This window comes from Caballeronia sp. SL1002 (assembly GCF_057814995.1).
In genome coordinates this window covers 780,202-805,333 of the sequence record NZ_JBYMUW010000003.1, presented here as the reverse complement: position 1 = coordinate 805,333, position 25,132 = coordinate 780,202, and the positions used below count along the sequence as shown (strand labels likewise).

The window sequence follows — 25,132 nt, the reverse complement described above, 5'->3', positions numbered from 1 at the left end:
CCTCATGCTCTCCCGCTTCTTCATTCATCGGCCAGTTCTCGCGTGGGTCATCGCCATCGTCATCATGATGATCGGTGCGATTGCCTTGCGCTCGCTGCCGGTCGAGCAATACCCGAGCGTTGCGCCGCCGTCTATCCGCATCAGCGCAACCTATCCGGGCGCGTCCGCCGATACGCTCGCGACCACGGTCACACAGGTGATCGAGCAGGACATGATCGGCATCGACAATCTGATGTACATGTCGTCGTCGAGCAGTTCGGCAGGCACGGCCACCATCACCCTCACCTTCAAATCAGGCACCAACGCGGATGTCGCCGCGATGCAGGTGCAAAACAAAGTGCAGGAAGCGAACGCGTCCTTGCCGACCGTCGTGCAGCAGGAAGGCATTCAGATTACGAAGACCTCCTCCGACTTCCTGATGATGGTCTCGCTCACGTCCACCGACGGGCGGCTCGATGCAATCGACCTCGGCAATCTCGTCGCGACGCGGCTCGAAGACCCCATCACGCAGATCAGCGGCGTCGGCCAGGTGGTGCTGTTCGACGCACAGCATTCCATGCGCGTCTGGCTCGACCCGGTCAAGCTGAAAGGCGTCGGCCTGATGCCGAGCGATGTCACCACCGCGATCGATTATCAGAACGCGCAGTTATCGGTCGGACAGATCGGCGGCGCGCCGCAGGTCAAGTCGCAGGCGCTCAACGCGACCATCGTCACGCGCGGCTTTCTCAAGACAGCGGAAGACTTCGGCCATATTCTGCTGCGCGTCAACACAGACGGTTCGCGCGTCTATCTGAAGGATGTGGGCACGGTCGAAGTCGGCGGCGACTCATACGGCATGACTTCGCGTCTGAACGGCAAGCCTGCTGCATCGATGGGTATCCAGCTCGCGACCGGCGCGAACGCGCTGAGCGTCGCGAAGGCCATCCGCGCCGAACTCGCCGTGCTGCAAAAGCAGTTGCCGGGGGGCGTCGCGATCAGCGTGCCGCACGATACGACACCGTTCATCTCGGCGTCCGTCACGGAAGTCGTGAAGACGCTGATCGAAGCGATCGTGCTCGTGTTTCTCGTCATGTACCTGTTCCTCGGCAATCTGCGCGCGACGCTCATTCCGACCATCGTGGTGCCCGTCGCGCTGCTCGGCACGTTCGCGCTGATGTCGGCGGTCGGCTTCTCGATCAACGTGCTGTCGCTGTTCGCGCTGGTGCTCGCGATCGGCCTTCTGGTCGACGACGCAATCGTCGTGGTCGAGAATGTCGAGCGTTTGCTGAGCGAAGGCGCGAGTCCCGTCGATGCGACCATCGAGGCGATGAGCGAGATCGGCGGCGCGCTCGTCGGTGTGACCGCTGTGCTGACCGCCGTATTCATCCCGATGGCGTTCATGTCGGGATCGACCGGACAGATCTACCGTCAGTTCTCGCTGACCATCACCTCCGCGATGGTGCTGTCGGTTCTGCTCGCCTTGACGCTCACGCCCGCACTGTGCGCAACGTTGCTGCGTCCCGTCGATCCGGCGCGCGACCGACGCGGCTTCTTCGCGTGGTTCGAGCGCACGTTCGAGAAAGGCACGCGCCGCTATGAACGGCTGGTAACGCGCCTGGTTGGTCGTCCGCTACGCTCGATGGCGGCCTATGCCGTGATCTGCGCAGTGGCCGCACTGCTCTATTGGCAGTTGCCGTCCTCGTTCCTGCCGGACGAGGACCAGGGCACGTTCATGACGCTGATCACCTTGCCTGCCGGCAATTCGAGCGTGCAGACAAACGAGGTCGAAAAACAGGTGGAGTCGTATTTCACGAGCCTGCCGGAGATCGCCGATATCGTCATGCTCGACGGCTTCAGCTTCGCCGGCGAAGGCCAGAACATGGCAATGGCGATGATAAAGCTCAAGGACTGGAAGGACCGCACCCACGACGGACAAAGCGCTGCCGACGTCATCGACGCAGCAAACCGGCATTTTCGATCCATCACGACGGCGCAGGTCTTCGCCATGAACCCGCCCGCCGTACACGGCCTCGGCAGCTACAGCGGCGTGGACTTCGAACTGAAGGACATGGCGGGTCTCGGTCACGATGCGCTCGTCGCCGCGAAACAGACGTTGCTCGCGAAGGCCGCCAAGAACGCCCGTATCGGCGGCATGCGCGCAGCGGGCATGGCGGACGAGCCGCAATACGAAGTGGATATCGATTATCTCAAAGCATCGGCGCTCGGCGTGAGCGCGCAGAACATTAACAGCACGCTGGAAACCGCGTTCGGCTCGACCTACGTGAACAATTATGTCGATACAGGGCGCATTCAGAAAGTGTACGTGCAGGCGCTGCCGCAATACCGCATGATGCCGTCCGACATCGGCAAGTGGTTCGTGACCTCGGCCAATGCCGCGAGCACGAGTACGAGTACGAGCACGAGCACGACAGCGACGACGACAGGCGCGAGCGGATACGACAACCAGATGGTGCCGTTTTCCGCGTTCGCCACCGGGCACTGGACCACGGGCGCGCCGCAAGTCGAGCGCTATAACCGCAGTCTGTCGATGGAAATGACCGCGCAGAGTCCGGACGGCGTCAGCAGCGGCGACACGATGAAAGCCGTCGAAGCGCTCGTCGCAAAGCTGCCGTCAGGCATCGGCATGGAATGGACGGGCGAGTCGTATCAGGAACAACTGGCGGGATCTCAGGCGCTCTTTCTCTACGCGCTGTCGCTCATCGCAGTATTCCTTTGCCTCGCGGGTTTGTACGAAAGCTGGTCGGTCCCGTTTTCGGTGATTCTGGTCGTGCCGCTCGGCATTGTCGGCGCGCTCGTCGCGGCGCACATGCGCGGTTTCAGCGACGACATCTATTTCAAGGTTGGCCTTCTGACCACCATCGGACTGGCGACGAAGAACGCGATTCTGATAGTGGAATACGCAAAGTCGCTGCATGAGCGGGGCCGCAGTCTGCGCGCAGCGGCAATCGAAGCCGCGCATCTGCGCTTGCGGCCTATCGCGATGACATCGCTCGCATTCGGTTTCGGCGTTCTGCCGATGGCGCTTGCGAGCGGAGCCGGCGCGGCGAGCCGCCAGAGTCTCGGCAACGGCGTGCTTGGCGGCGTGATCGCGGCGACGGTTCTCGCGATCGTGTTCGTACCGGTGTTCTTCGTGCTCGTGAAAGGAATAGGATCGGACCGCAAAAAGACCGAAGGAGCCGCGCATGAATAAGCTCCGGACACTGAGCTGCGCATTGATTTTCCTGGTCGTCGCGGCATTGACCGCGTGCACGCTGGAGCCTCGCTATGAGCGTCCGGCCGCGCCCGTTCCATCGAGTTTTCCGCAGTATCGGTCGTCGAATGCGCCGCAGGTCGAAGCCACGCAAAGCAAAGTGCTCGCCGACTGGCGCGACTTCGTGCAGGACGCGAAGCTGCGGCAACTGATCGAGATCGCACTCGCGAACAACCGCGACTTGCGACAAGCGGCCCTGCAGGTCGCGCAGTACGAAGCGCAATACCGCATTGTTCGCGCCGAACTCGGACCATCGATCACGGCGACGGCTACGCAGACCGCTTCGCATCAGTCTGGCTCGACGAGCCAAAGCGCGAGCATGGAACTCGGCACAAGCGCTTGGGAACTCGACTTCTTCGGACGTATCCGCAGCCTGAAGGATCAGGCGCTGGAACAGTATCTTTCGACCGATGCCGCTCGCCGCAGCACGCAGATCAGCCTTATTTCGGCGACCGCGACGGATTATCTCGCATGGCTGTCGGACCGTGCACTGCTCGCCACGACGGAGCGCACCGTCAGTTCGTATCGCGATACCTATGAAACGACGCAGCGCGCCGCGCGACTGGGCGGCGGATCGATGGAAGACGTGCAATCCGCGCGCACGTCTCTTACGAGCGCGATGTCGAGCCTCGCAGCCTACCGTCGCGCCGTCGAGCAGGATCGCAACAACCTTGTCGCGGTGATCGGCTCGCCGTTGCCGGATGGTTTCCCCGACGACCGCGCGCTGCCCGACGTCTCGCTCTTCTCGGACGTGCCGGAAGGTCTGCCCTCGGCGCTGATGACCGAGCGACCGGATGTCGTCGAAGCGGAGCATACGTTGAAGGCCGCCAACGCATATATCGGCGCGGCGCGCGCTGCGTTCTTCCCAAGCGTCTCGTTGACAGCGACTGGAGGCACTGAAAGCAACGCACTATCTTCGTTGTTCAAGGCCGGAACCGGCGCGTGGCTGTTCGAGCCGTCGATTACCGTGCCGATCTTCGAATCCGGCAGCCTGCACGCGACGCTCGACGCCGCGCAGATATCTAAGAACATCCAGGTTGCCGCTTACGAAGGCACGATCCAGACGGCCTTCAAGGAAGTGGCGAACGCGTTGGCCGCGCGTGCCACCTATGCCGATCAGACCGCTGCCGACGCTCAGTACGTCGATGCCGCGCAGCAGTACTACGACATCGCGAACGCGCGTTATCGCGGCGGGCTCGACAGCTTTCTCACGCTGCTGACCGCGCAACGCACCTTGTTCAGCGCTCAGACGCAATTCATCACTGACCGCGCCGCGCAGCAATCGAATATGGTCACGCTTTATACCGCGCTCGGCGGCGGCTGGCGCCAAGACGCGGCGCAGGTCGCAAGCGCCGCGCAGTGAATGGCCTATGCGGCATAAACCCTGCTGCCTCAATTTTTAAACCGAAGGAGAATCGATATGTCACGAGAAATTCCGCAAGGCACGGGTCCGAGCCCGATTCGCGATGCACGCGTACGAGAAGTCATCGAGCGCATGAATGCGTCGCGGCGCTTTCCTTCGCGCGATACGTTCGATCGCCCATCCGGCAACAATCCCGAAACCTTCGCCGACTACGGCTTCTCCATTCATCCCGATCAAGGCAATCTGATCTATGTTCTGTGCCGCGCGATGGGCGCGAAACGGGTGGTCGATTTCGCGACCTCGATCGGCATGTCGGCGGTTTATTTCGCCGCGGCGATGCGCGATAACGGGGGCGGCCTCGTGATCGGCTCGGAACTTGTGCAGGCGAAAGTCGACACCGCGCGCGCAAACCTCGCCGACGCGGGGCTCGCAGGCTTCGCTGACATCCGCGTGGGCGATGCGCGCGATACGCTGCGCGATCTCGGCGGCCCGATCGACTTCGCGTTGATCGACGGCTGGCCGCAACCCGAAGGTCCGTCGCTCGCCCGCACGGTGATCGAAATCGTCGCGCCGCAACTACGCGTCGGCGGCTATGTGCTCAACGACAACGCGGAACCGGACTTTCTTGAGTTCATCCGCGACCCGGCTAACGGCTTTATTTCGACCACGCTGCCGATCAAACGCGGCACCGAGCTTGCACTGAAAGTCGGTTGAAGCGTTCATGCAATCAAGGCGTAGTTTCCTGCTTGGGGCAGTTGGATTGAGCGCTGCGACGCTAACGCTGCCGGGCGCTGCACGCTTGGCCCTGGCGTCCGAGCATTCCGCATTTGGTGCGGGCGCCGGCCGTGCCGATGTCAACTTTTCTCCGAGTCTTTTTCCGCTCGACGGCTTCACCGGAGTGCACGATCCGCTGTCCGTTCGCGTGCTGCTTGTGGATGACGGACGTGCGCGGATTGGCATGGGCGTCATTGACCTGACGTCGCTATCGGATGGGATGATCGCGGCGACCAAGGCGATCCTCACCGAAGTCGCGAGTGTCATGCCGGCTCATGCGGTCGTCTGCGCGGGGCACTCGTTCGCGACACATGCGTTAATGTCCTCGCGCAGAGCGAGATGCTGACTGATGCCGTTAGAGGAACTGGTTATATTCCTCTCGCTCCGTTGGGTGTTTCCGTGTTCTCGACCAACCACTTCAATACCGGCACCAGTGCATCGTCCGAGTTCTTTTCGTAGATGAGCCCGTGGCCGTTTCCGAACACACCATGGTCGGGAAGATGCAACACTTCCGCACGGCTGCCAGCCGCCTTCAGTTGCTCAACAGCGGGTCGACTGGCGGCGGCGAAGGCTGAGGCTTCGGCGGTGACGGCGACGATCGGCAACCCGGCAAGCGCAGGCAGGCGGTGTTCGCCAGGCGTGGCGGCGCGAAGCGCTTCAGGCGTCGCGACGGCGGGTTCCCAGTTCAGCGGCACCGCCGCGAGACCCCAGGTGAGCGAGCCGATATTGGGAATATGTGCGAACGGCGGGCCCATCGGCTCAACGGCGACAATCCCTTTAACCAGCCCGGGCCGGCGGTCTGCTACAAGCCAACCGACTGGTCCCGACGCTGAGTGCGTCAGGAGGATCGCCGGACCGATCCTGTCCAGCAGCTTTGCAATCCTGTCCGCCTCCATGTCCTCGGAAAACGCGAGGTCTGCAGGAAGCGGCCCGTAGCCAGCAATGAACTCGTCCATCGCTGCCTCGTCGTCCCGGGCAAATGGCCATTGGGTGTGTTCAGATTCATATTTCGCCGGGAAATAGATGTCGCGCCCGTGTTCATAGGAGAATCCCGGCCCCATTGGGCCCATCGTCTCGACGTGGTACGGGGATCGTCCTTGTCCAGGACGATCGACCACGAGCACCGCGTAGCCCGCTTCCACCAGACGTTGTGCCCAGCCCGGACGGCCATCCGGCGTGTCAAACCACTCGGTTCCCTGGTAGCCGCCGCCATGCATAAGCACAATCGGCCACGGGCGCGTGACCTCCTCCGGCGCCTCCCATTCAACGAAAAGCGGTCCGCATTGGTAGGTCTGTCCGTCTCGTTCGATGCGATCGCCCGGAATCCACATATGTCCTCGACGCACGGTGCGGAGCGCAGAATTTTTCCAGAAGGCCAAGTTATATCTCCAGTGTTCGCAAGTGAGAGGCGCGTAGCGCCGATACGAAATTCCCACGCTCAGAGCGGAGTGAGGCGCCAGCGTGCGGGCGCGAGGTCCGTGAAACTCGAAACGTCGGCCATGACCTTTTGGGTTTCCGGCGATCCGAAAGCGGTTGCAACAGCCGCCTCGTCCCGAAAGCGGCATTCGCAAATCACAAGGGTGCCGACATGCGTCAACGGCGGGAAGAAAGCCGCGATGCTCTCAAGGCCGTAGCGCTGCCATGCCTGCATCACCAGCGGCAAGTGACGCTCGATGTAGTAGCTCCGATCGAAACGGTCGCCTGGCGCACCCTCGTAGGTGACGCACACGGTCGGCGATGCAGGTTGTGACATGAGAATTCCCCTTTGCAAATGTCTCCCGAGCTGTCCCGGCCCGGCATCTGGATCCCCGATCAGGCTAGCCGCGAGGTCGTTTCGACATGGACGGAGCGAAGTTTCGCGCATTCACTATTGTTCGGCAATTCAATATAATGAACACTGTCCGTTCATTTTTGTGGGTGGTGAATATGGAGTGGAGCGATGTGCGGATCTTCCTTGCAATAGCGCGCACTGGAACATTGGGCGCGGCTGCGCGACTGCTGCACCTTAGCCATCCGACCATCGGACGACGGCTCCGCGCGCTGGAAGATGCCACCGGGCAAATGCTGTTTCAGCGAACAGCCGAGGGTTTTGTGCTGACGGAGGAAGGCACCGCCATCCTGCCTCTCGCCGAGCAGATGGAAGACAGCGCGCTAACCATGGAGCGGCGGCTGGCCGGTGAACAACAACAGCTGGAAGGAAAGCTCCGGGTGTCATCGGCCGACTGGTTTGGCGCCTATGTCCTGCCACCAGTGATCGTGGAATACTCGCGCGAGTATCCGCATGTTGAGATCGAGGTCCTTACGGGAACGCGCCTGTTCAACCTCGCTCAGCGCGAAGCGGACGTTGCTTTTCGTATAGTTCCATTCGACGGGCCCGACATCGTGCAGAGACGGTTGACCCAGATGCGATATGGCGTCTACGTGGATCGCGCGAGCGCCGATCCGACGGAAGGTGACGGCACGGGGAACCGCTTAATCGCAATGGATACGTCCACGGGTAGCTTTCCTGATATCGAATGGCTAAAAAATCGGTTTCCAAACGCTGGTGTCGTATTGCAGTCGAACAACCGTAATGTGCAAGCCCAGATGTGTGGGATAGGTTTGGGAATCGCTGTGCTGCCGCGGCCTGTCGGAGATCAGGTCGGCACAATTCGCAGGCTCGAGCTTAGCGAAGAGCCACCGCATCGCGAGATGTGGATGGGCTATCACCGCGATCTAAGGCGATTACACCGGCTGCGCGCATTCGTGGATCTTGTCATCAAACACCTGGCCAACTAGGCACACCCGCATCCTTGGGTAAATCGAGGTGTAGTAAGTTTTTTGTTGTGGCTATCTAATTTCCCGACGGTGCATCGTGCAAAGGGATTGCTAACGAAGCCGCCGAGAGGCTGCGCATAGACCGCTAGCGGGATCCGCGTCCTGCGTCGCGCAACGGCGAAGCCCCAGCCGCCCCGAACCGTTTCTCGGCGTAAGGTTCTATGCGCGCTGCCGATACCGGCTTTCCAATGAAATATCCTTGCACGGCGTCGCAACCGAGTTCTTTGACAAGAACGAGTTGCGATTCGGTCTCGATTCCTTCCGCTACCGTTCTCATGCCCAGCGCACGCGCGAGCGCCACCATCGCTTCGATCATCGCGCGTGCCTGTTGACACGTCTCCATAACGGTAAGCTCCTGCACGAACGACTTATCGATCTTGATGTGATCGACAGGCAGCCGTGCGAGGTATGCGAGGCTCGAATAGCCGGTGCCGAAATCGTCGAGCGATACGGTCGCACCGAGCCTTCGTACAGCTGCAAGAGCGCGCGACGCGGCGGCGAAGTCGCTCATCACGACAGTCTCCGTCACCTCGATGTCGAGTGCAGAAGCGCATACGCCGGCCGCCTCCGCCGCTTCCGAAACTAGTCCGGCGAGATCAAAGTTCTGGATCGTCGTGGCCGAGAGATTGACGGCGACCTTAAACGGCATGCGGTTCGCCGCCTGCCATTTCGCCGCCTGGCAGAACGCACGGCGGATTAGCCAGTCGCCCGTTGCCTCGTAAGCCGGCGAATCGAGCAACACGTCGAGGAAGTCGCCCGGCGTGAGCAGTCCCAATTGCGGATGGTTCCATCGCAGAAGCGCCTCGGCTCCGTAGACGCGGCCAGATTGCAGGTCCATTTGTGGCTGATAATGCAGTTCGAACTGGCGCGCAGCGCTCGCACTCTCCAGGTCCGCACGGAGTCGCCGTCGATGCGAGAGGCGCTGCGCATCCTCCCTACCAAAGGACCACACGTGTGAACCGCCTGCGTGCTTCGCGTGATACATCGCGATGTCGGCATTATGCAGTAGCTCGCCCGCATTCGATGCCGAGATTGGGTAGCGCGCCACCCCGACGCTGGCGCCCACCGAGGCACGCACGCACGGCGTCTGAATCGGCTCGCGCATGCGTTTTGTGACGTCGCGCGCGACGCGCGCGGCCTCGCCCTCGGGGGCGTCGACGAGCAAGATGACAAATTCGTCGCCGCCGATACGCGAAACGTGCTCGCCTTCGGTAAATATGCCGGAAAGACGTTCGCCAATGGCGCGCAGCACTTCGTCGCCCGCCGCATGGCCAAACGAGTCGTTGATATCTTTGAAGCGGTCAAGGTCGATGAAGAGCAGATCGACTGAAGCGGCCGCGCCTTCGTCGATGAGCTTGTTCAGGCGCAGCAGCAGTTCCCGGCGGTTGATTAGACCGGTCAGTTCATCATGCGTGGCTTGGCGCGACAAACGTTCGGAGATCGCGTGCGCTTCGGTCACATCGCGAACCAGCACGACGATGCCGTCGTCGCTTGGGAACGCCCGCACCTCAAACCAGGTTCCTAGCGGCGCGTAGAAATCGGTCGCCGTGCTGGGCACACAGCTCTCGGCCGCCTGCCGATAGGCCGCTTCGTGGCTCGACCCGATGAGATCCGGGTACTCGTCCCAGATCTCGCGATTCAGAAGATCCTCGGACCGACGCTTCAGCAGCCGCGCAGCGGTCCGGTTGATGGTCCGAAACTTCCACTCGCGGTCGAGCGCCATGACGCCGTCCGTGATGTGATCGAGTATTTGAAAACTTTCCACGTCCTTGCCCCTCCTTTGTAGACGGGTGCAACGGCCCCGATACGTCTGCGATCGCTACCAGTGCGTATCGTAGGAGGAATTGATATATTTGGGAACCGAAAGCTCTCTCCACTGCCGTCCCGCAGTGGGTGCTCGACGCGGTTGAGACACATGCGCTCCGCTGCATTGGGCATTCATTGTCTCCGCATTAGTTGTCGCCGCATCGTCGCTGGTTCGCCGCCAGTATTCAGGGTCGATGATTGCGGTCAAAATGACAAGCCTTGGAGGCCATTTTTTCGGCGGCCTCGGATCGACTTTTTGTAAAGCGCCGACTAGGCGAAAAGCGCGCGGGAGAGACGGAAACGCTTCCTGCGCAAGTGAAGCTGCCGTCCCGATGGCCGGGCGCTGAACGTCCGTTGCAGGATGCGGACGGCGCCCCGTTCGGGCCGATTTGGCGCGTCGAACGTCGGCTCGGTTCGGCCGATCCTGTTGAAAACCTCCGCTCCGGGTATGCCTTCTCGCAGGTTCTGCGCTGAAGCGCCAATGAATGTGAACGCACTTGACCGCGATCACATAGGGATTGAGTTCGATCACCGCGCCTGGCTTGTCCTTGCTGTCGGACTCCACGACAACCTGGTAGAGCGAGGGTAAATCCGCAGTGGCAAGGCTGTCGCACGAGACCGCCACCTGAATATCGTTCTGGCCCGTAAGCACCGCCGACGTGTTGCCAACGCGAGCGAGGGCCGGGTTTATCCGGCCCTCGCTCAAGAGCGCCTGAACCTCAGCGGGTATACATGGCGTTCCAATCGGCGGCAGATACGCCCGCACGGGCCGCGCTGCCCGACTGCGCCGACCCGCTGGCGCCGCCATAGCCCGAAGCCGCGCCGTTTTGCGCCGCGATGCGCGCCTGCGCCGCCTGGATTGCATCCGGATAGTGGGCGTTGTCGCCGTCGCCTACGTGATAACCGGCTTTATCGAGTTGAACGATTTCCGCGCGGACTTGCTCGCGGGTGACGGCGCTCGCCGATTGCGCGAACGAGACGGTCGATGCGGACAAAGCAGCGGCGACGACAACGGCTTGAATCAGGGACTTCATGTTCATTTACCTCACGTTTGACTTAGAGCTGACGCGGACTTGCTTGTTCGCGGCCAGTGACTGAAGTCTAGGTAGGCGCGGATCGAAAATTAAGCGCCGCGCCCGGAAGGCAGTGTTATCGGATCCGGCGTAATTGCAGCGTGGCTCAGGTCGGCAAGCGTCGCTTCATCGCGCGCGATCATCGCGGGAATCTCGGTACGCAGAAAGTCGATCCACGTCCGCGTTTTCGCATCGACGAAACGGCGCGAGACATATAGCGCGTAAATATGGGTCTTTTGTAGAACGTGCTGCGAGAGGACCCGAACGAGCGATCCGCTCTTCAGCCCCTCGACTGCAGCATAAAGCGGCAGCATGGCGATACCGAGACCTTCGCGAATCGCGACCGCGAGCGACTCCGCGATATTCACCTGAACCGTCCCGCTGATGTGCATCGTCTGCACGCCGTCGGGACCTTCGAGGGTCCACTCGTTCGCGGGAAACGCGGGCGTGTGCAGCGTCAGGCATTGATGACCAGCCAGATCGGCGGGGGACGTGGGCTTGCCGTGCATCCGCACGTATTCCGGCGATGCACACAAAATGCTGAACGTCGAGCCGAGCCGGTGCGAAACCATTTCGGAGTCGGGCAGCGCCGCCGCCGAAATAATGGCGACGTCGCTGCTTCCGGCAAAGAGATCGGGCATGCTTTGCGACAGCATGAGGTCGACTGTCACCTGCGGATACTCGCGCCGGTATCGCGCGATCGCGGGCAGGACATAGTGCTGACCGATGCTCGCGAAACTGAACATGCGCAACAGGCCCGACGCGCGCTCGTGCGCGCAACTCGCTTCTTCCTCGGCACCGTCGATGTCAGCGAGAATTTTCAGGCAACGCTCGAGGTAGCGCTCTCCGGCCGAAGTCAGGGCGAGCTTGCGCGTGGAGCGCGTCATCAAACGCGTGCGCAGATGCGCCTCCAGTTCGGAGACAGCGCGCGACATCGCCCCCGTACTCGAATTCATGCTGAGCGCCGCGGCGGTGAAACTACCCGATTCGACCACGCGCGCAAACACGCGCATGTTTTGTAGCGTATCCATCAAAGGCTCTTCGTGGCAAGAAAGGCGGCATTGTCCGCCGGGGGCATGCGCCTATTGTTGTGAAATCCAGAGAGATGGCTTGCCGCGCGCCCGCTTAATCGCGCGCGCTCACGTTCATACAATCCGGACCTGTGCCACCACGCCCGCGGCGCGAACCTCGCGCTCCGGGTATGCGACGCCTGCCTGTGGAAAGCCGCCGGTCCATGACGAACGATCACCTGTTGAAGACAACGCTCGATGCGGCGGGCGAAGGTCTGCGCGAATGGCTCAGGACCGATGCGCTCACCTGGCTGCATTTGTTCAAGACGATTGCCGCCGTGACAAGCGCAATGGGTCTCGCGATGCTGCTTCAACTGCCGCAGCCGCGCGTCGCGATGACGACCGCGGTCGTGCTCATGCAACCGCTCACCGGCATGGTGCTCGCGAAAAGCGTGTACCGGTTCGTCGGCACGCTGTTCGGCGCAACGGCCGCGCTGTTGCTTGGCGCGATTTTCGTGCAGCAGCCGGAAGCTTACATGGCGGGGCTGACTGCATGGGTGGCCATATGTACGGCGCTCGCGGTGAGATATCGTCACTTTCGGTGGTACGGTTTCGTGCTGGCGGGTTACACGGCGGCGCTAATCGGCATTCCCGGAGTCCAGGATCCGAACAGCCTTCTGCTCGCCTCGCTGAATCGCGTGGCCGAAGTGACGCTCGGCATCGTGTGCTCGGGCGTGATCGGCACGCTCGTGCTGCCGGTGCGCGTGACGACCGTGCTCGAGGCCGCGCTGCATCGACGGGACCACGATTTTAAGGCTTTCGCAGCGAACGTGCTGGAGCGCAGCGTCAGCCGCGATGCGTTCGAGCGCCGTATCGGCATGTGGGTGGACGAGGCCGTTGCACTCGATGCGCAACTGCGTTATGCCGCTCGCGAATCGTCAGAGATGCGCACGCGTAGCGGCCACCTCGCGCGACTCAATAGCGAGTTCACCGATGCCTGCGCGCGTCTGCATGCGCTGCATCAACTGTTCAGGCGCCTGAAGGCGAGTGACAACGGCGCGCTGCTCGACACGTTCGCCGTTCACCTCGATGCATTGGCGGCGCTCTTGCGCGGGCCGGCGAGCATCGCTCACGACACCGGGCTGATCGCGGCGTTGCGGAGCTTGAGGCTCAACATCGACGAACGCGTCCAGACTGAACGCCGCCAAGTCGAAGCTGATATGCCCGGCGCGCTGCTCGATTTCGACACGGCTGTCGAACTGCTCGCGCATCTTATCGACGATCTCGCGCACTACGCGCGTACCCACGAAGCGTGGTTGCGCGACAAGCCGTTCGCGCTGTCCGATAGCGTGAATTATCCACATGTCGCGCGCACGCCTTTCACGCTGGTCGGTGCGACCTTCGTGCGAACGGCGACGGTGATGGCATCGGCGGGCGCCTTCTGGATCGCAACCGGGTGGCCGAGCGGCGGCTCGGCAGTGATCGCGGCGGCGCTCGCGTGTGGATTGTGCGCCACGTCCCCGCGTCCATCGCGCCTCGCGTGGCAGATGGCGATCGGCGCGGCGGCGTCCGTGCTGATCGGTTGCACGATGATGCGCTGCGTGTACCCGAATATCGATAGCTTCCCGCTGTTGTGCGTCGCGCTCGCGCCGCTCGTCGCGGGCGGTACGTTCGTTGCCGCGCGGCGCGAAACAAGCGGATTCGGCAGTGGTTTCCTGGTCTTTTTTTGCCTGCTCGCGGGTCCGGACAACGTCATCGACTATGCGCCCGAGACGCTGCTCAACAACGGGCTCGCTGCCGTGATCGCGTTGTTCGCGGCGGCGCTTTGCTTTGCGGCCATTCTTCCACCGCACGCGAAGTGGCTCGTTAAAAAGGCCGAGCGTGAGTTGCGATCGCAGGTCGCGCGCGCATGCGAGGAACGCCTCGATGGTCTGAACCATCGCTTTCACGCGAGCACCCACGACCTCATGTATCAGATGCGCGGCCTGCTCGAGGATCGCTCACGCGCGCATCGGCGTGCGCTGCGCTGGATGCTCGCGGCGCTGGAAATAGGGCAGGCGGTCATCGATTTGCGCGAAGCGTTGGCACGAATACCGGGCGACGATGTCGCGCCACGTCAATGGAGGACCGCAGTGCGAACGTTGCGGCAAGAAATCGCGCTGCTATTCACCGAGTCGAACGAAACCCAGCGCGTCCGCGCAATAGCCGCGGTCGCCGCCGCGCTCGAAGCCGCGCAACAGGTGCTCGCTAGTTCATCGGTGCCGCACCGCGAGCGCGTCGAAATAAAGCGCATCGTGGCCTCGATGCACTCCATCCGCACCGCTTTGCTCGATCGCGATGCCCCGTTTCGACGCCGATAAAAAGCGCATCCGTGTTCAACGGCAATGGAGAAGAGTGATTCCCACGATGACTGATTAATGGTCACCTCGCCTCTTCCCATACGCGCGCAGTGGCAAGACGCACATCGCCGATCAGTCGTGTACCGAGTCGCAGAAAGCCGTGGGCGGTCTTTTCGTCATCGATGCGAATACGCTCGGCGAGACACCGAATTCGTGACGCCGCGCAATGGCATTTTCCCCCGTATATTTATTGAAATATCGAGCAGTATCACGTTGTTTGAGTGCGCCTGAAAAAACGGAATCGGTAGAAGTTGTTACACGCTGCAAGCTGCCGCTAAGTCAATCAGCCTTCGCACCGAGCGGCGGTCATACTCATGTCTAGGGCAGTCCGAAAAAAACAGCCCGCACAAGAGCAAACCGACGCGACGGGTTACACGCGCGCGTGCTCTTTCAAACTTCACCTACGCTCGCTACGACGTGACCAGGCTGCGGCAAGATCTCCGACGGTCAACTCCACTGCTAAAAGTCACGGGACATCCCACCGGTCAAATGCAATGACTGAATAAACTACTCCATGCAGAGCGATAGGGATTCAGTACGAATAGAACAGCGAGGAATGATTCGCGTTTTGCCGTAGTAGGAGGAATGTAAAATGCGAGCCCTCACGACTTCTTACAAGAGAGGAGCTCAGCAATGATCGTTCGGATCGCACAGTATTCAGGCAAAAAGCGCCTTTTGCTGGGTATCGCCTCGATTGCCGCCGTGCTTCTCGTCCAGCAACTGCTGACAATAGTCGCCCACGGGCGGCTGACATTTCTTCTCATCGGCGCCTCGCTTCCATTGGTCACGTTGTTATTCGGCATATTGCCGGGAGTGCTGCTTCTCGGATGCGGTATTACATTCGGCGCTGTTTGGATGGAGCCTGTCGGTAAGTTCGCGGTGAACGGACCCGAGGACCAGATTGTCCTTCTGGCCTTCTTTGTCGTCGGCGTGCTACTCGTGGCCGCCGGGCACCAACTGGCAAAGGTCGCGAGACGCGCAGCAAACGCAGAAGCTTCTGCTCAAGAGGCAGCCGCGCATTTGCTTCGAGTGGAGCGCGACGCTCGGCATCGTTTCGATGTAGCGTTAAACAGCGCTGGAGTTCCATTCTGCATCCTGGCCCCAGTGGTGCATGATGCCAAGGTTGCCGAACTTCGATGGACGTATATCAACGACGCCGCCGCGCAATTATTCAACCAGGACGCCGCGGTTGTCGTCGGGAGTTCGACTTCGTATGTGCGTCCGGTAGGCTGGGAAGCTGGCGTCCTGTTGGATCGGCTTGCCCCGCTCGCCCGCCAAGCGAGCCGGGACGTCTTTGATCTGCGCGTCGAAGGGAACGAAGGGGTTCAGTGGTTTCACGTCGTGGCAGCGTCGCTGGAAGGCTCGATTGTCGCGTGGTTTGGCGACATTACTCCGCGCGTGCGCGCAGAACAGGCGCTATCAGAAGCCGACCGCCGTAAAGATGAGTTCCTCGCCACGCTGGCACATGAACTGCGCAATCCGCTAGCACCGGTTAGACAAGTTGCGGAGATTCTCGATCAGCCTAGGCTGACAGAGGAACGCAGACACTGGTGCATTAACGTCCTGCGTCGACAATCTACCGCCATGGCACTTTTACTGGACGATCTGCTCGATGTCTCGCGCATCACGCGCGGCGCGCTCACGTTACGCTGCGCGGCTGTGGCCGTCCGCGACGTTGTTGACGACGCCATCGAGATTGCAAGGCCGATCATTGATGGCAAGGGTCACGAGTTGATTCTTGATCTTCCAGAGCGACCGGTGCATATCGAGGTCGATCGGCTCCGGCTGGCGCAGGTACTGGCCAACCTTTTGACAAACGCAGCGAAATACACGCCTCCGGGCGGGCGCATTGAACTGAGCGCAGCGGACGATGGACCGGAGATCGTTCTTGCAGTCGCTGACAACGGGATCGGAATCGAACCGGACAAATTGTCCGCCATCTTCTTAATGTTCTCACAGGTTAATCGAGACCACCACCGCGAAGGCGGCCTTGGTATCGGACTTGCGCTGTCGAAGTCGCTCATCGAACTGCACAGTGGTCGAATTACTGCGTCAAGTGCCGGCAAAGATAAAGGAAGCTGCTTTGCGATCCATCTCCCACTGAACTGCAAGGTATTGGAACCTCCAATCTTGAAGCGCAATGTGCCCGCAGCCGCCGAAGCGACTTCGATGCACCGGATCCTGGTTGTTGACGACAACGTCGATGCAGGCGATGCGCTGTCGGCGCTGTTGCAACTTGAAGGGCATGAAGTGCGTACCGTCTACTCGGGCGAAGAAACACTTGAAATACTCAACCATTACAGCCCCGAGGTCATACTGCTCGATCTGGGCTTGCCTGGCATCAGTGGAATTGATGTCGCTCGTCAGATCCGCGAAACGCGCTCAACGAAGGACGTCACGCTCATCGCAATAACGGGATGGGGCCAGCCTCAGGATAGAGCGCGTACGGCTCAGGCCGGCTTCGACTTTCACTTCACAAAGCCTGTCGATGTCGAGATGCTTAACGAGGCGATAGCCAGCGCCTTTGCGGTTGCATAGGGCAGCGGGCGGGCAGCGGAAGTGCCCGATCACAACGACGGAACAACGAAAGCGATTTACAACCGCTCACATGACGAATGCAGTAAGTCGGTCGCTTTCTAGCAATTGACGTACGGTCCGCTATCAGACGGTCGCCTCGCTTCGTGGTCAAAGAGAAGAACACCCGGTGAAATTAGTCGTCGTCTAGCCGAGTGAAGAATCCGGTACTTCAGGGTCGCCTGACTTCCCCGGCTCTCCACAAAGCACCGCGTTAGCGTGCGATTTTGTCGATCCAGGCACGCGCTATAAAAACACTTTCGGCGATCGCGTTCTCGATCGAGTCGAAGCGACAGCGCGCGACGCCAGTGAGATCGAAAGGGGCTGCGGCGGGACTTGACTCGTCCAGCACTGTCAGCCTCGCTACCCGGACAAATGCTTCTCCAATGAATTCCACCGTGATTAGAATGCGGAAATTTTTATAATATTCACGATACGGAGGTGTCGGCATCTTCCCCACTTAGCGGGACGTCTTGTTCCAATGCGCATTCTTGCATCAGAACGTTCCGCGTTCCACAGGGCGAGCTTACAGAGACGTTGGCGGGAAGCCAGGCCTCTTGACGACGAAGTTGAGGTAGACGGCGGGTTAGAGAGGCGGAGCCGACGCTTTAGCGTACGAACGACGGCGCATGTGAAGGGCGGTCTTTGGCCAGTGTGCCAAATCCAAGGCACGCACCGATCGAGCGCTGCCACCGCGCGGCGAACTTCCGTACTCGACAAATAACGCGGCTCGACAGCGCAATGGCCGAGACAATCCGGGAACTAACGTTGGACGGGGAGCGCGCCGACGTAGCCATTAGTAAGGGCCGCTAGGGCGCGATCAGCCAGGACGGATGCCTGGTCGATCGCTATCGGCAACGTTCATCCACCGTACCGCTTTGCAAAGCCTAGAAACGGCGGCGATCGAATCCGGGCAACGCGCGAGTCCCCTCGACGGCGACAGCATGCAGCAACGCCGGATCGAGATCGAGCAAGCGCAGGATGGTCGGCGCGACTTGCGTCGTTCTCACATACGCGTCGTTCGTCCAGCCGGCGAGATGCGAATGCGGCACGTAGATGATCAGACCGAGATGGTTGTCGTCGAGCGAGTTGCCGCCGTGCTCTTCGTCCTTCGTCTTGCTCGACGTATAAATGACGCCCGGATTTGGCTGAACGATGATGTCGGGCGTGCGATTGCGGGCCGGATCACGGCATTGTCGCGCTGGGCGAGGAGTCCAGTGTCAAGCCTCTTCAGCAGACGCTTACCGTCGCTATCAGTAGTAACCCTGCTCAAGTATTCGTTTTGCCTCGCCGTAAAGCAAGGTGCTAGCCCGCGCCGCAGCACATCCAGCGGCTTCACGACAATAAGATGAATGATCGAGGAATTTATGAAGGTGTCTACACGGCTGTCGATTTTGGCGCTCGCCGCGCTTATCGCGCTCCTGACGGTCGGTTCCTACAGTCTCTACAGCGTCCGTCGAGCGATGCTGGAGGACAAGCGCGCCCAGATCACGAACCTGCTGCAGATGGCCGAACATCTGGCGAGCTACTACCACGATCAGGAAGTCGCCGGAAAAATGACGACCGAACAGGCGCAAACGGCGACCAAGCTGTCGCTGAGCCTGCTCAACTATTCCGATCAAAGTTATTTTTGGGCGCGCCTGCCTGACGGCACGACGCTCGTGCACCGCAAGGCGTCGTCGGTCGGCAAGGTCAATGTTGGAAAAGCGCCGGACGGACGGCCCGATGGCGATCTGTATCGCGAGATGCTGGATCGCGAGCATATCCCGGTCATGACCGTGCAGGCGAAGCATCCGACGAGCGGCGAAATGCTCGACAAGATGAACGGTCTCGTCGAATTCAAGCCCTGGGGATGGTGGATCGGAACCGGATTCTTCACCGACGATATCAACGCTATGTTCTGGCGCACCGGCGGATTTTTGATCGCGCTGATCTCCATCTCGACGCTCGGCATTGCAGCGCTCGCATGGCAGATCATCCGACGCGTGACGGGCGCACTCGGTGGCGAACCGGCCGACGTCGCACAGGCCATGCAACGGATGGCGGTCGGCGAGCTGAGCGAGCCGATCGTGCTTGCACGCGGCGACAACAGCAGCTTGCTTGCGTCGGTGGCGCGCATGCGTCAGGCGTTGATCGACATGATCGTGCGGATCGGCGCGAGTTCCGAAGCCGTGACCGCAGGGACGTCGCAGATCGCGGCAGGCAATGCGGATCTTTCGTCGCGCACGGAGGAACAGGCCGCATCGTTACAGGAGACGGCGGCCACCATGGAGCAATTGACCGCGACAGTAAAGCAGAACTCGGAGAACGCAAAGCAGGCAAGCGAACTGGCGGACGACGCGAACGTCGTGGCGCTGGAGGGCGGCCAGATCGTAGGCAAGGTCGTGCAGACGATGGCGGGTATTCAGGAGAGTTCGGGAAAGATCGGCGAGATCATCGGGATTATCGAAGGCATTGCGTTTCAGACGAACATTCTTGCGCTCAACGCGGCGGTGGAAGCAGCGCGAGCGGGCGAAGAAGGCCGGGGCTTTGCCGTCGTGGCGAGCGAGGTGCGGAGTCTTGCGCAGCGCTCGTCCAGCGCGGCCAAGGATATCAAGGTGCTGATCGAGGCATCCGGTTCACGGGTCGAGGAAGGCGCTGAATTGGTTTCGCGCGCGGGTCAGACCATGGAAAAGATCGGATCCGCGATCCAGCGCGTGACGACCATCATGGGCGAAATCGCGTCGGCATCGACCGAGCAAAGCCGCGGGATCGAGCAGATCAATCAGGCCATCACGCAGATGGACGAGGTTACGCAGCAGAATGCCGCACTTGTCGAGGAGGCCGCTGCGGCGGCTGGGTCGCTCGAGAATCAGGCGCAGGAGTTGCGGGCTGCGGTGGCTCGTTTTCATACCGCCTAGTTCGTTGCGTGGACCGGTGCCGAAAAGCGATTAGATTGAAAAGTCACTACTCGCTCTGGCCGCGACATGGGTGTCGAAGCTTCAGCAGGACCTTGTCCCGAGGCTACTTCGCGTGCATCTCCATCACCTGATGCAGGAAAAGCCGAGCTGGTTAATGCGCCCCTGCGCCAGCCGGTCCCGCACTTCCCTTCGCTGGCTTTGTCAGCCAGATAAGCGGGATGATGACAATGAAGATCACTCCGGAAATCCAGAATATATCGTTGAGTCCAAGCATCGCTGCTTGCGTATTGAGCGCGTGCTCAAAGTATGCGAGCGCTTGAGAACTGCTTCCGCCGAGCGCATTTTGCAATGCGTCCAGTGACAAGGTGAACGTCGGATTATTAACGCTTGTCTGCTCTGCCAGTCGGGCATGGTGCAGGATGGTGCGGTCATTCCAGCCCGTTGCGGCAAGCGATGTCCCGACTGCGCCGGAAAAGACCCGGGCGAAGTTCGACAACCCGGCGGCCGCCGGAATCTTCTCGGGTGCCAGACCTGAAAGGATAATGGCCGTCAACGGTACGAAGAACAATGCGGTCGGGATTCCTTGCAACAAGGTTGGCAATACCAGCGTCCATGTATCCACGCCGGTCGTGTAGTGCGAACGCATGAAGAACACTGCCGCGAACCCAAGAAACGCTAACGTGGCCAGGACCCGCGCGTCCGACTTCGGCATGATTTTCGCCATCACCGGGGCGAGGATCACGGCGAATATACCAAGCGGCGCAGTGACCAGTCCCGCATCCACCGAACGATAATTCAAATAGCCCTGCATCCACTGCGGCAACAACACAAGGTTTGAAAAGAACACAGCGTAGGCCACTGAAATCGCAATCGTGCCGCCAAGAAAATTACGTCCGCCAAACAACCGCAGATCGACGATCGGATTCTTTTCCGTCAATTCCCAAATGACGAAGAACGTGAAGCTGACGACAGCGAAAACAGTCAGCGCAATGATGACCGGCGAATTGAACCAGTCGAGGTCCTTGCCCTTGTCCAGCATGATCTGCAACGATCCTACCCATGCAATCAGTGAAATCAGCCCCACCATGTCGATCGGCAAGCGTTTGGTCGGCGTTTCGCGGGTGCGATAGATCGCCCAAGTGACGCCCGCCGCGAACAGGCCCACAGGGATATTGATATAAAAGATCCAGGACCACGAATAACTATCGGTGATCCAGCCTCCGAGCGCCGGACCGGCGATCGGACCGACAGTCGCCGTCATCGCCCATAACGCCAACGCATGCGAGCTTTTTTCTTTCGGATACGAGCCAAGCAGGATCGCTTGCGACAACGGAATCAACGGGCCGGCCACTGCGCCTTGCAGGATGCGCGCGGCGAGCAGTACAGGCAGATTCGGCGCAATCCCGCACAGCCACGACGACACCACGAACAAAAGAATTGCCCACACGAACAGCTTGATTTGCCCTACCCGCTGCGTGAGCCATCCCGTCAGCGGGATCGAAATTGCATTCGCGGCGGCGAACAACGTGATCACCCAGGTGCCCTCATCGACCGATACGCCGAGATTGCCGGCGATGGTCGGAATCGCCACGTTCGCAATCGATGAATCCAGCACGTTCATGAAGGTAGCCAGCGCAACGGCAAGCGTCGCGAGCGCGAGCTTGGCTCCGGTCAGCGGCGGGAGCGGCGCCAGTTGGTTCGATCCGTTCATTTCATCACCTGTGTCGAGAGACTTTTATCTGACTTGTCAGTAATTCTCATAAAAAAATAGGCCGGGCTGCAGCGTATCCCGGCTTTTACCCTCTATGCCCCGAGCGTTCGATCGGCATGTTCTGCGCGATGATCCGAGCGATTTCGGCGTCGGCATTGGCACCGTATTGAGCGAATACATCGGTGCGATAAGACGTTCCGACAGCAGCGCCCAGTTGCGCCCCCGATTCGTCGCGCGTCTGGACCTCAGCTTGCATCGACAGCCCGATTCGCAACGGATGTGCGTTTAGCTCGTTCTGATCGAGCTGGACGCGGGCCGGCAAACGCTGCACGACCTTGATCCAGTTTCCGGTTGCGTTCTGTGCGGGCAACACGGCGAAGGCCGCGCCCGTTCCGGCGGAGAAGCCAATGACCCGGCCGTGATATTTGACACTTGACCCGTAGACGTCGGCGGTCAGCGTGACCGGCTGGCCGATCCGCATGTGCTTGAGCTGCCCTTCCTTGAAGTTTGCATCGACCCACACGCCGTCGAGCGGCACGATAGCCATGAGCGGCGTTCCGGGAGCCACGCGCTGCCCGACCTGAACCGAGCGGCGCGCGACGTATCCCGTTACCGGCGAGGGCAACGTGTTGCGCGCGTAATTCAGGTAGGCGTCCCGCACCTTTGAAGCTGCTGCCTGCACATTCGGATGCTGTTCGATCGAGGTGCGGTCGGTCAACGCGCGATTGGCCTGCGCCTGCTGGCGAGCGGCGTCGAGCGCGGCTTGGGCCGAGTTGACTGCGTCGCGTGCGTGGGCGATGTCCTCACCGGATACCGCACCCGTTTCGGCCACGGCCTGGCGTCTTTTGAGGTCGCTATCGGCGCGCGCGAGGTCGGACTGCCGCTGCGCGACCGTGGCCGCATAGAAGTCGTTGTTAACGTAGAGGCCGCTGACCTGTCGCACCACTTGACCGAGCGTCGCTTCGGCATTCGAGAGCGCGACTTGGGCGTCGGCGTTGTCGAGTGTGACGAGCGGCGCGCCTTGCTTGACGATCTGCGTATCGTCGGCGTTGACCGCGACCACCGTGCCGCTCACTTGCGGCGTGAGTTGAACGAGGTTGCCGCTTACGTAGGCGTCGTCGGTCGATTCATGATACCGGCCGCTCGTGAAGTAGTACGCGCCATAGCCCGCACCGGCCAGAACCACGCTTGCTGCAAGCAGCGAGATCAGCAGCTTGCGTTTCGTGTGGACTCGCACCGGCGCGGACGGGTCCGTGTCCGTCGTCGCGCGGACGGTATTGATCGTATCGCTCATTTTGAGGCTCCTGACAGGATAGGAAAGTGTCGCGGTAACGCCTCAGCGTGTAGCGACGATCGGGGCAGCGGATACTGCCGATAGAGACGTCTCCGAATGCATGCCGCTGCTCTCGGTGTCGACATACCCGCCGCCGAGCGCTGCAGCCAGCGCGATTTGCTGGTCGCGCCGGTTCATTTTCAGATTCGCGACCTGCTGGTCGGCGGCGAGTGCCGTGGTATCGGCGTTCAACACGGTTAGCTGATTAGCGAGACCGCCTTTGTATTGCGTCAGCGCGAGTTGGTCGGCATCGTGGGCCGCGTCCTGCGCGGACTCGGCGTCGGTCAGTTGCTCGTCGGTTGAACGGATCTGCACAAGCTGCGTCGCGACTTCGGACAACGCGGTCACAAGCGTCTGGTTATACGTCGCGACGGCATAGTCGAAATCGGCGTAGCGCCCCTTCAGTTGCGCGCGTAACTGACCGCCATCGAAGATGGGCAGATGAATCGCGGACCCCGCCGAAGCGGTGCGGCTCGCCGCGGTCAGAAAGCGCCCGAAGCCGAATGCATCGAGGCCGATCGCGGCGCTCAGATTGATGTCGGGATAGAACTCTGCCTTGGCTTCTTTGACGTCATGCGTGAGCGCGTCGACGCGCCATTTCGCGGCGACGAGATCGGGGCGGCGGCTCACGAGATCGGCGGGCAGGTTGTCGGGCAGCCGCACTTCGTCGCCTACGCCGAGTTGCGGCCGCGCGATCTCCAGACCGCGATCCGGCCCGGCACCAAGCAGCGCGGCCAATTGATAACGAACGTTGCGGATGCTCCCGTCGATTGACGCGAGGTTCGCGCGGCTCGTGGCAAGGTTCGCCTGTGCGGTCTTGCGTTCGACCTGAGTATCGAGGCCAGTCGCAATGCGACCTGCGGTGATGCGGTCGATCCGTTCGCGTTGCGTGATTTCCTGTTGCGCGATGTCGCGCAGCGCATACAAGCGCGCAAGCTGGTTGTAGGCGCGTGCGGTGGCGGAAGTCAAAGAAAGCCTGACGACTTCGACGTCCGCTTGACTCGCCTGAAGCTGGGATAACGACGCTTTCAGCGCTTCCCGGTTTTTGCCCCACAGATCGAGATCGTAAGACGCCGACAATAAGCCCTTGTTCTCCGTTTGCCAGGAACCCGCATACGGAGGCGGCACGAGCGCCGTTCCCGAGTATTGTTGACGCGTCAGCGAGTAGGTCGCGCCAACCTGCGGCATCGTGCTCGCCTTCGCCGTGTCGCTGTAGGCAGCGGCCGCGGCAACCCGGGCGCGGGCCTGATCGATGGACGGATTGCCGCTCAGTGCTTGATCGAGCAGAGCCTTCAGTTGCGCATCGCCGAACTGGTCCGCCCAATCGACCGCAGGCCAGTGACCGTTTTCCGCCGGAATACTCTGCTGAGTCGCGTAGGACTGCGGTTCGGCCATCTGCTTGTCGCTGGCGATTCCGGCATAGTTCGCGCAAGCCGACAGCACGGCCGCGAAGATCACCGACACGCCCGCCTTCGCGACGCGCGACACGGCTACCGATTGATTTAACTGTGATTTCATTTTCTGACCTGTCAGATATATGGACAAAAAAATCTCGGCGCCGTTTAATCTTCAAGAAACTTGTACAGCAGGCGACGCAATTCCTGGAACTCGGCTTTGGTAAATTTCCTAAGTCGCGTATTCAAGACCACGGGCACAACTTCCGGCAGAAGGTTCGCCACCTCCTCACCTTTCTCGGTCAATTTAAGGTTCACGACGCGTCGATCTTCCAGGCTCCGCGAGCGTTCCAGCAATTGCTTCGACTCGAGCTTGTCGAGCATTCGAGTCATCAGTCCCGTATCGATGCCTAACAGCTTGGACAGTTCGAATGGCGTTGCAGCCACGCCGCGCCGCATCGATAGAAGAATCCCCATCTGCTGGCTGGTGATTTCCAGGTCCTTGAGCGCGGCGTCCATTTCCGTCACTAAAACGTTACGCGCCTTGTTGATGGCAAAACCGACACTTTGTGTCAGCGTAAAAGTCTCTGCCGTGTAATGGTCCACATCGCCTCCCGGTTGTTAGAAATAACAATATCTGCTTTGTCAGATATTGTCAAGGTCTGAATTGTGCCGAGGCCGACCTAGGTCCACGCAGTGCACAAAAAGAGCCGCATTCGCCCACATCA

17 protein-coding genes and 1 pseudogene are annotated in these 25,132 nt (G+C 60.8%); 8 read left to right on the top strand and 10 right to left on the bottom strand.

What is annotated here, in order from left to right; translation table 11 throughout:
- Window positions 1–4: 4 nt before the first annotated feature.
- From AC3D25_RS21040 to AC3D25_RS21025, 4 genes are all read left to right on the top strand, one after another.
- Window positions 5–3,190 (top strand): efflux RND transporter permease subunit, encoded by a 3,186-nt coding sequence (locus AC3D25_RS21040; protein ID WP_488890358.1) that lies wholly within the window; start codon window positions 5–7, stop codon window positions 3,188–3,190.
- A 10-nt stretch (window positions 3,191–3,200) separates the two neighbouring features.
- Window positions 3,201–4,613 carry an efflux transporter outer membrane subunit gene (locus AC3D25_RS21035; RefSeq protein ID WP_488890502.1) on the top strand — a complete coding sequence of 471 codons (1,413 nt, stop codon included), beginning with the start codon at window positions 3,201–3,203 and terminating at the stop codon, window positions 4,611–4,613.
- Window positions 4,614–4,670: 57 nt separating this feature from the next.
- Complete coding sequence (locus AC3D25_RS21030; protein WP_488890357.1) at window positions 4,671–5,327, top strand: O-methyltransferase; 657 nt, start codon at window positions 4,671–4,673, stop codon at window positions 5,325–5,327.
- 85 nt (window positions 5,328–5,412) lie between these two features.
- Window positions 5,413–5,733 (top strand): hypothetical protein, encoded by a 321-nt coding sequence (locus AC3D25_RS21025; protein WP_488890356.1) that lies wholly within the window; start codon window positions 5,413–5,415, stop codon window positions 5,731–5,733.
- Between the two features lie 22 nt (window positions 5,734–5,755).
- Here AC3D25_RS21025 and AC3D25_RS21020 read toward each other — a convergent pair whose 3' ends face one another.
- A complete protein-coding gene (locus AC3D25_RS21020) occupies window positions 5,756–6,766 on the bottom strand; it encodes an alpha/beta hydrolase (RefSeq protein WP_488890355.1) in 1,011 nt (336 codons plus the stop codon).
- Window positions 6,767–6,825: 59 nt separating this feature from the next.
- Entirely contained in the window at window positions 6,826–7,140 is a 315-nt protein-coding gene (locus tag AC3D25_RS21015; RefSeq protein ID WP_488890354.1) for an EthD family reductase, read from the bottom strand.
- Window positions 7,141–7,313: 173 nt separating this feature from the next.
- On the opposite strand from AC3D25_RS21015, the gene AC3D25_RS21010 reads away from it, so the two are divergent.
- The gene (locus tag AC3D25_RS21010) at window positions 7,314–8,165 is read left to right on the top strand and encodes a LysR family transcriptional regulator (RefSeq protein WP_488890501.1); all 852 of its coding nucleotides are present in this window, start codon (window positions 7,314–7,316) and stop codon (window positions 8,163–8,165) included.
- A 124-nt stretch (window positions 8,166–8,289) separates the two neighbouring features.
- Here the strand turns inward: AC3D25_RS21010 and AC3D25_RS21005 are convergent, their stop codons facing one another.
- The 3 genes from AC3D25_RS21005 to AC3D25_RS20995 form a co-directional block, all read right to left on the bottom strand.
- A complete protein-coding gene (locus AC3D25_RS21005) occupies window positions 8,290–9,969 on the bottom strand; it encodes a putative bifunctional diguanylate cyclase/phosphodiesterase (RefSeq protein WP_488890353.1) in 1,680 nt (559 codons plus the stop codon).
- Window positions 9,970–10,729: 760 nt separating this feature from the next.
- Entirely contained in the window at window positions 10,730–11,044 is a 315-nt protein-coding gene (locus AC3D25_RS21000; RefSeq protein ID WP_488890500.1) for a DUF4148 domain-containing protein, read from the bottom strand.
- Between the two features lie 89 nt (window positions 11,045–11,133).
- Window positions 11,134–12,114 (bottom strand): LysR family transcriptional regulator, encoded by a 981-nt coding sequence (locus AC3D25_RS20995; RefSeq protein WP_488890352.1) that lies wholly within the window; start codon window positions 12,112–12,114, stop codon window positions 11,134–11,136.
- Between the two features lie 203 nt (window positions 12,115–12,317).
- Here AC3D25_RS20995 and AC3D25_RS20990 point away from each other — a divergent pair, with 203 nt between their 5' ends.
- Together AC3D25_RS20990 and AC3D25_RS20985 are read left to right on the top strand one after the other, a co-directional pair.
- The gene (locus AC3D25_RS20990) at window positions 12,318–14,453 is read left to right on the top strand and encodes an FUSC family protein (RefSeq protein WP_488890351.1); all 2,136 of its coding nucleotides are present in this window, start codon (window positions 12,318–12,320) and stop codon (window positions 14,451–14,453) included.
- Window positions 14,454–15,125: 672 nt separating this feature from the next.
- Window positions 15,126–17,030, top strand: coding sequence for a hybrid sensor histidine kinase/response regulator (locus AC3D25_RS20985; protein WP_488890350.1), 1,905 nt, complete (start codon window positions 15,126–15,128; stop codon window positions 17,028–17,030).
- 923 nt (window positions 17,031–17,953) lie between these two features.
- Here the strand turns inward: AC3D25_RS20985 and AC3D25_RS20980 are convergent.
- Window positions 17,954–18,253 (bottom strand): annotated as a pseudogene (locus AC3D25_RS20980) (alkaline phosphatase family protein); the annotation flags it as partial.
- A 180-nt stretch (window positions 18,254–18,433) separates the two neighbouring features.
- Here AC3D25_RS20980 and AC3D25_RS20975 point away from each other — a divergent pair.
- Window positions 18,434–19,966: a methyl-accepting chemotaxis protein gene (locus AC3D25_RS20975; RefSeq protein ID WP_488890349.1), complete on the top strand. Its 1,533-nt coding sequence runs from the start codon at window positions 18,434–18,436 to the stop codon at window positions 19,964–19,966.
- A gap of 151 nt (window positions 19,967–20,117) precedes the next feature.
- Here the strand turns inward: AC3D25_RS20975 and AC3D25_RS20970 are convergent, their stop codons facing one another.
- The 4 genes from AC3D25_RS20970 to AC3D25_RS20955 all read right to left on the bottom strand — a co-directional run bounded on the left by AC3D25_RS20970 (window position 20,118) and on the right by AC3D25_RS20955 (window position 25,010).
- A complete protein-coding gene (locus tag AC3D25_RS20970) occupies window positions 20,118–21,677 on the bottom strand; it encodes a DHA2 family efflux MFS transporter permease subunit (RefSeq protein ID WP_488890348.1) in 1,560 nt (519 codons plus the stop codon).
- An 85-nt stretch (window positions 21,678–21,762) separates the two neighbouring features.
- Complete coding sequence (locus tag AC3D25_RS20965) at window positions 21,763–22,971, bottom strand: EmrA/EmrK family multidrug efflux transporter periplasmic adaptor subunit (protein WP_488890347.1); 1,209 nt, start codon at window positions 22,969–22,971, stop codon at window positions 21,763–21,765.
- 42 nt (window positions 22,972–23,013) lie between these two features.
- Window positions 23,014–24,528 carry an efflux transporter outer membrane subunit gene (locus AC3D25_RS20960; RefSeq protein WP_488890346.1) on the bottom strand — a complete coding sequence of 505 codons (1,515 nt, stop codon included), beginning with the start codon at window positions 24,526–24,528 and terminating at the stop codon, window positions 23,014–23,016.
- A gap of 44 nt (window positions 24,529–24,572) precedes the next feature.
- Window positions 24,573–25,010 carry a MarR family winged helix-turn-helix transcriptional regulator gene (locus tag AC3D25_RS20955; protein WP_488890345.1) on the bottom strand — a complete coding sequence of 146 codons (438 nt, stop codon included), beginning with the start codon at window positions 25,008–25,010 and terminating at the stop codon, window positions 24,573–24,575.
- Window positions 25,011–25,132 lie beyond the last annotated feature (122 nt).

Excerpts from the sequence above, each read along its gene's own strand:
- AC3D25_RS21040 (WP_488890358.1), top strand. The coding sequence starts at position 5 with ATGCTCTCCCGCTTCTTCATTCATCGGCCAGTTCTCGCGTGGGTCATC.
- AC3D25_RS21030 (WP_488890357.1), top strand. The coding sequence starts at position 4,671 with ATGTCACGAGAAATTCCGCAAGGCACGGGTCCGAGCCCGATTCGCGAT.
- AC3D25_RS21015 (WP_488890354.1), bottom strand. The coding sequence starts at position 7,140 with ATGTCACAACCTGCATCGCCGACCGTGTGCGTCACCTACGAGGGTGCG.
- AC3D25_RS21010 (WP_488890501.1), top strand. The coding sequence starts at position 7,314 with ATGGAGTGGAGCGATGTGCGGATCTTCCTTGCAATAGCGCGCACTGGA.
- AC3D25_RS21000 (WP_488890500.1), bottom strand. The coding sequence starts at position 11,044 with ATGAAGTCCCTGATTCAAGCCGTTGTCGTCGCCGCTGCTTTGTCCGCA.
- AC3D25_RS20995 (WP_488890352.1), bottom strand. The coding sequence starts at position 12,114 with ATGGATACGCTACAAAACATGCGCGTGTTTGCGCGCGTGGTCGAATCG.
- AC3D25_RS20990 (WP_488890351.1), top strand. The coding sequence starts at position 12,318 with ATGACGAACGATCACCTGTTGAAGACAACGCTCGATGCGGCGGGCGAA.
- AC3D25_RS20985 (WP_488890350.1), top strand. The coding sequence starts at position 15,126 with ATGATCGTTCGGATCGCACAGTATTCAGGCAAAAAGCGCCTTTTGCTG.
- AC3D25_RS20975 (WP_488890349.1), top strand. The coding sequence starts at position 18,434 with ATGAAGGTGTCTACACGGCTGTCGATTTTGGCGCTCGCCGCGCTTATC.
- AC3D25_RS20970 (WP_488890348.1), bottom strand. The coding sequence starts at position 21,677 with ATGAACGGATCGAACCAACTGGCGCCGCTCCCGCCGCTGACCGGAGCC.
- AC3D25_RS20965 (WP_488890347.1), bottom strand. The coding sequence starts at position 22,971 with ATGAGCGATACGATCAATACCGTCCGCGCGACGACGGACACGGACCCG.
- AC3D25_RS20960 (WP_488890346.1), bottom strand. The coding sequence starts at position 24,528 with ATGAAATCACAGTTAAATCAATCGGTAGCCGTGTCGCGCGTCGCGAAG.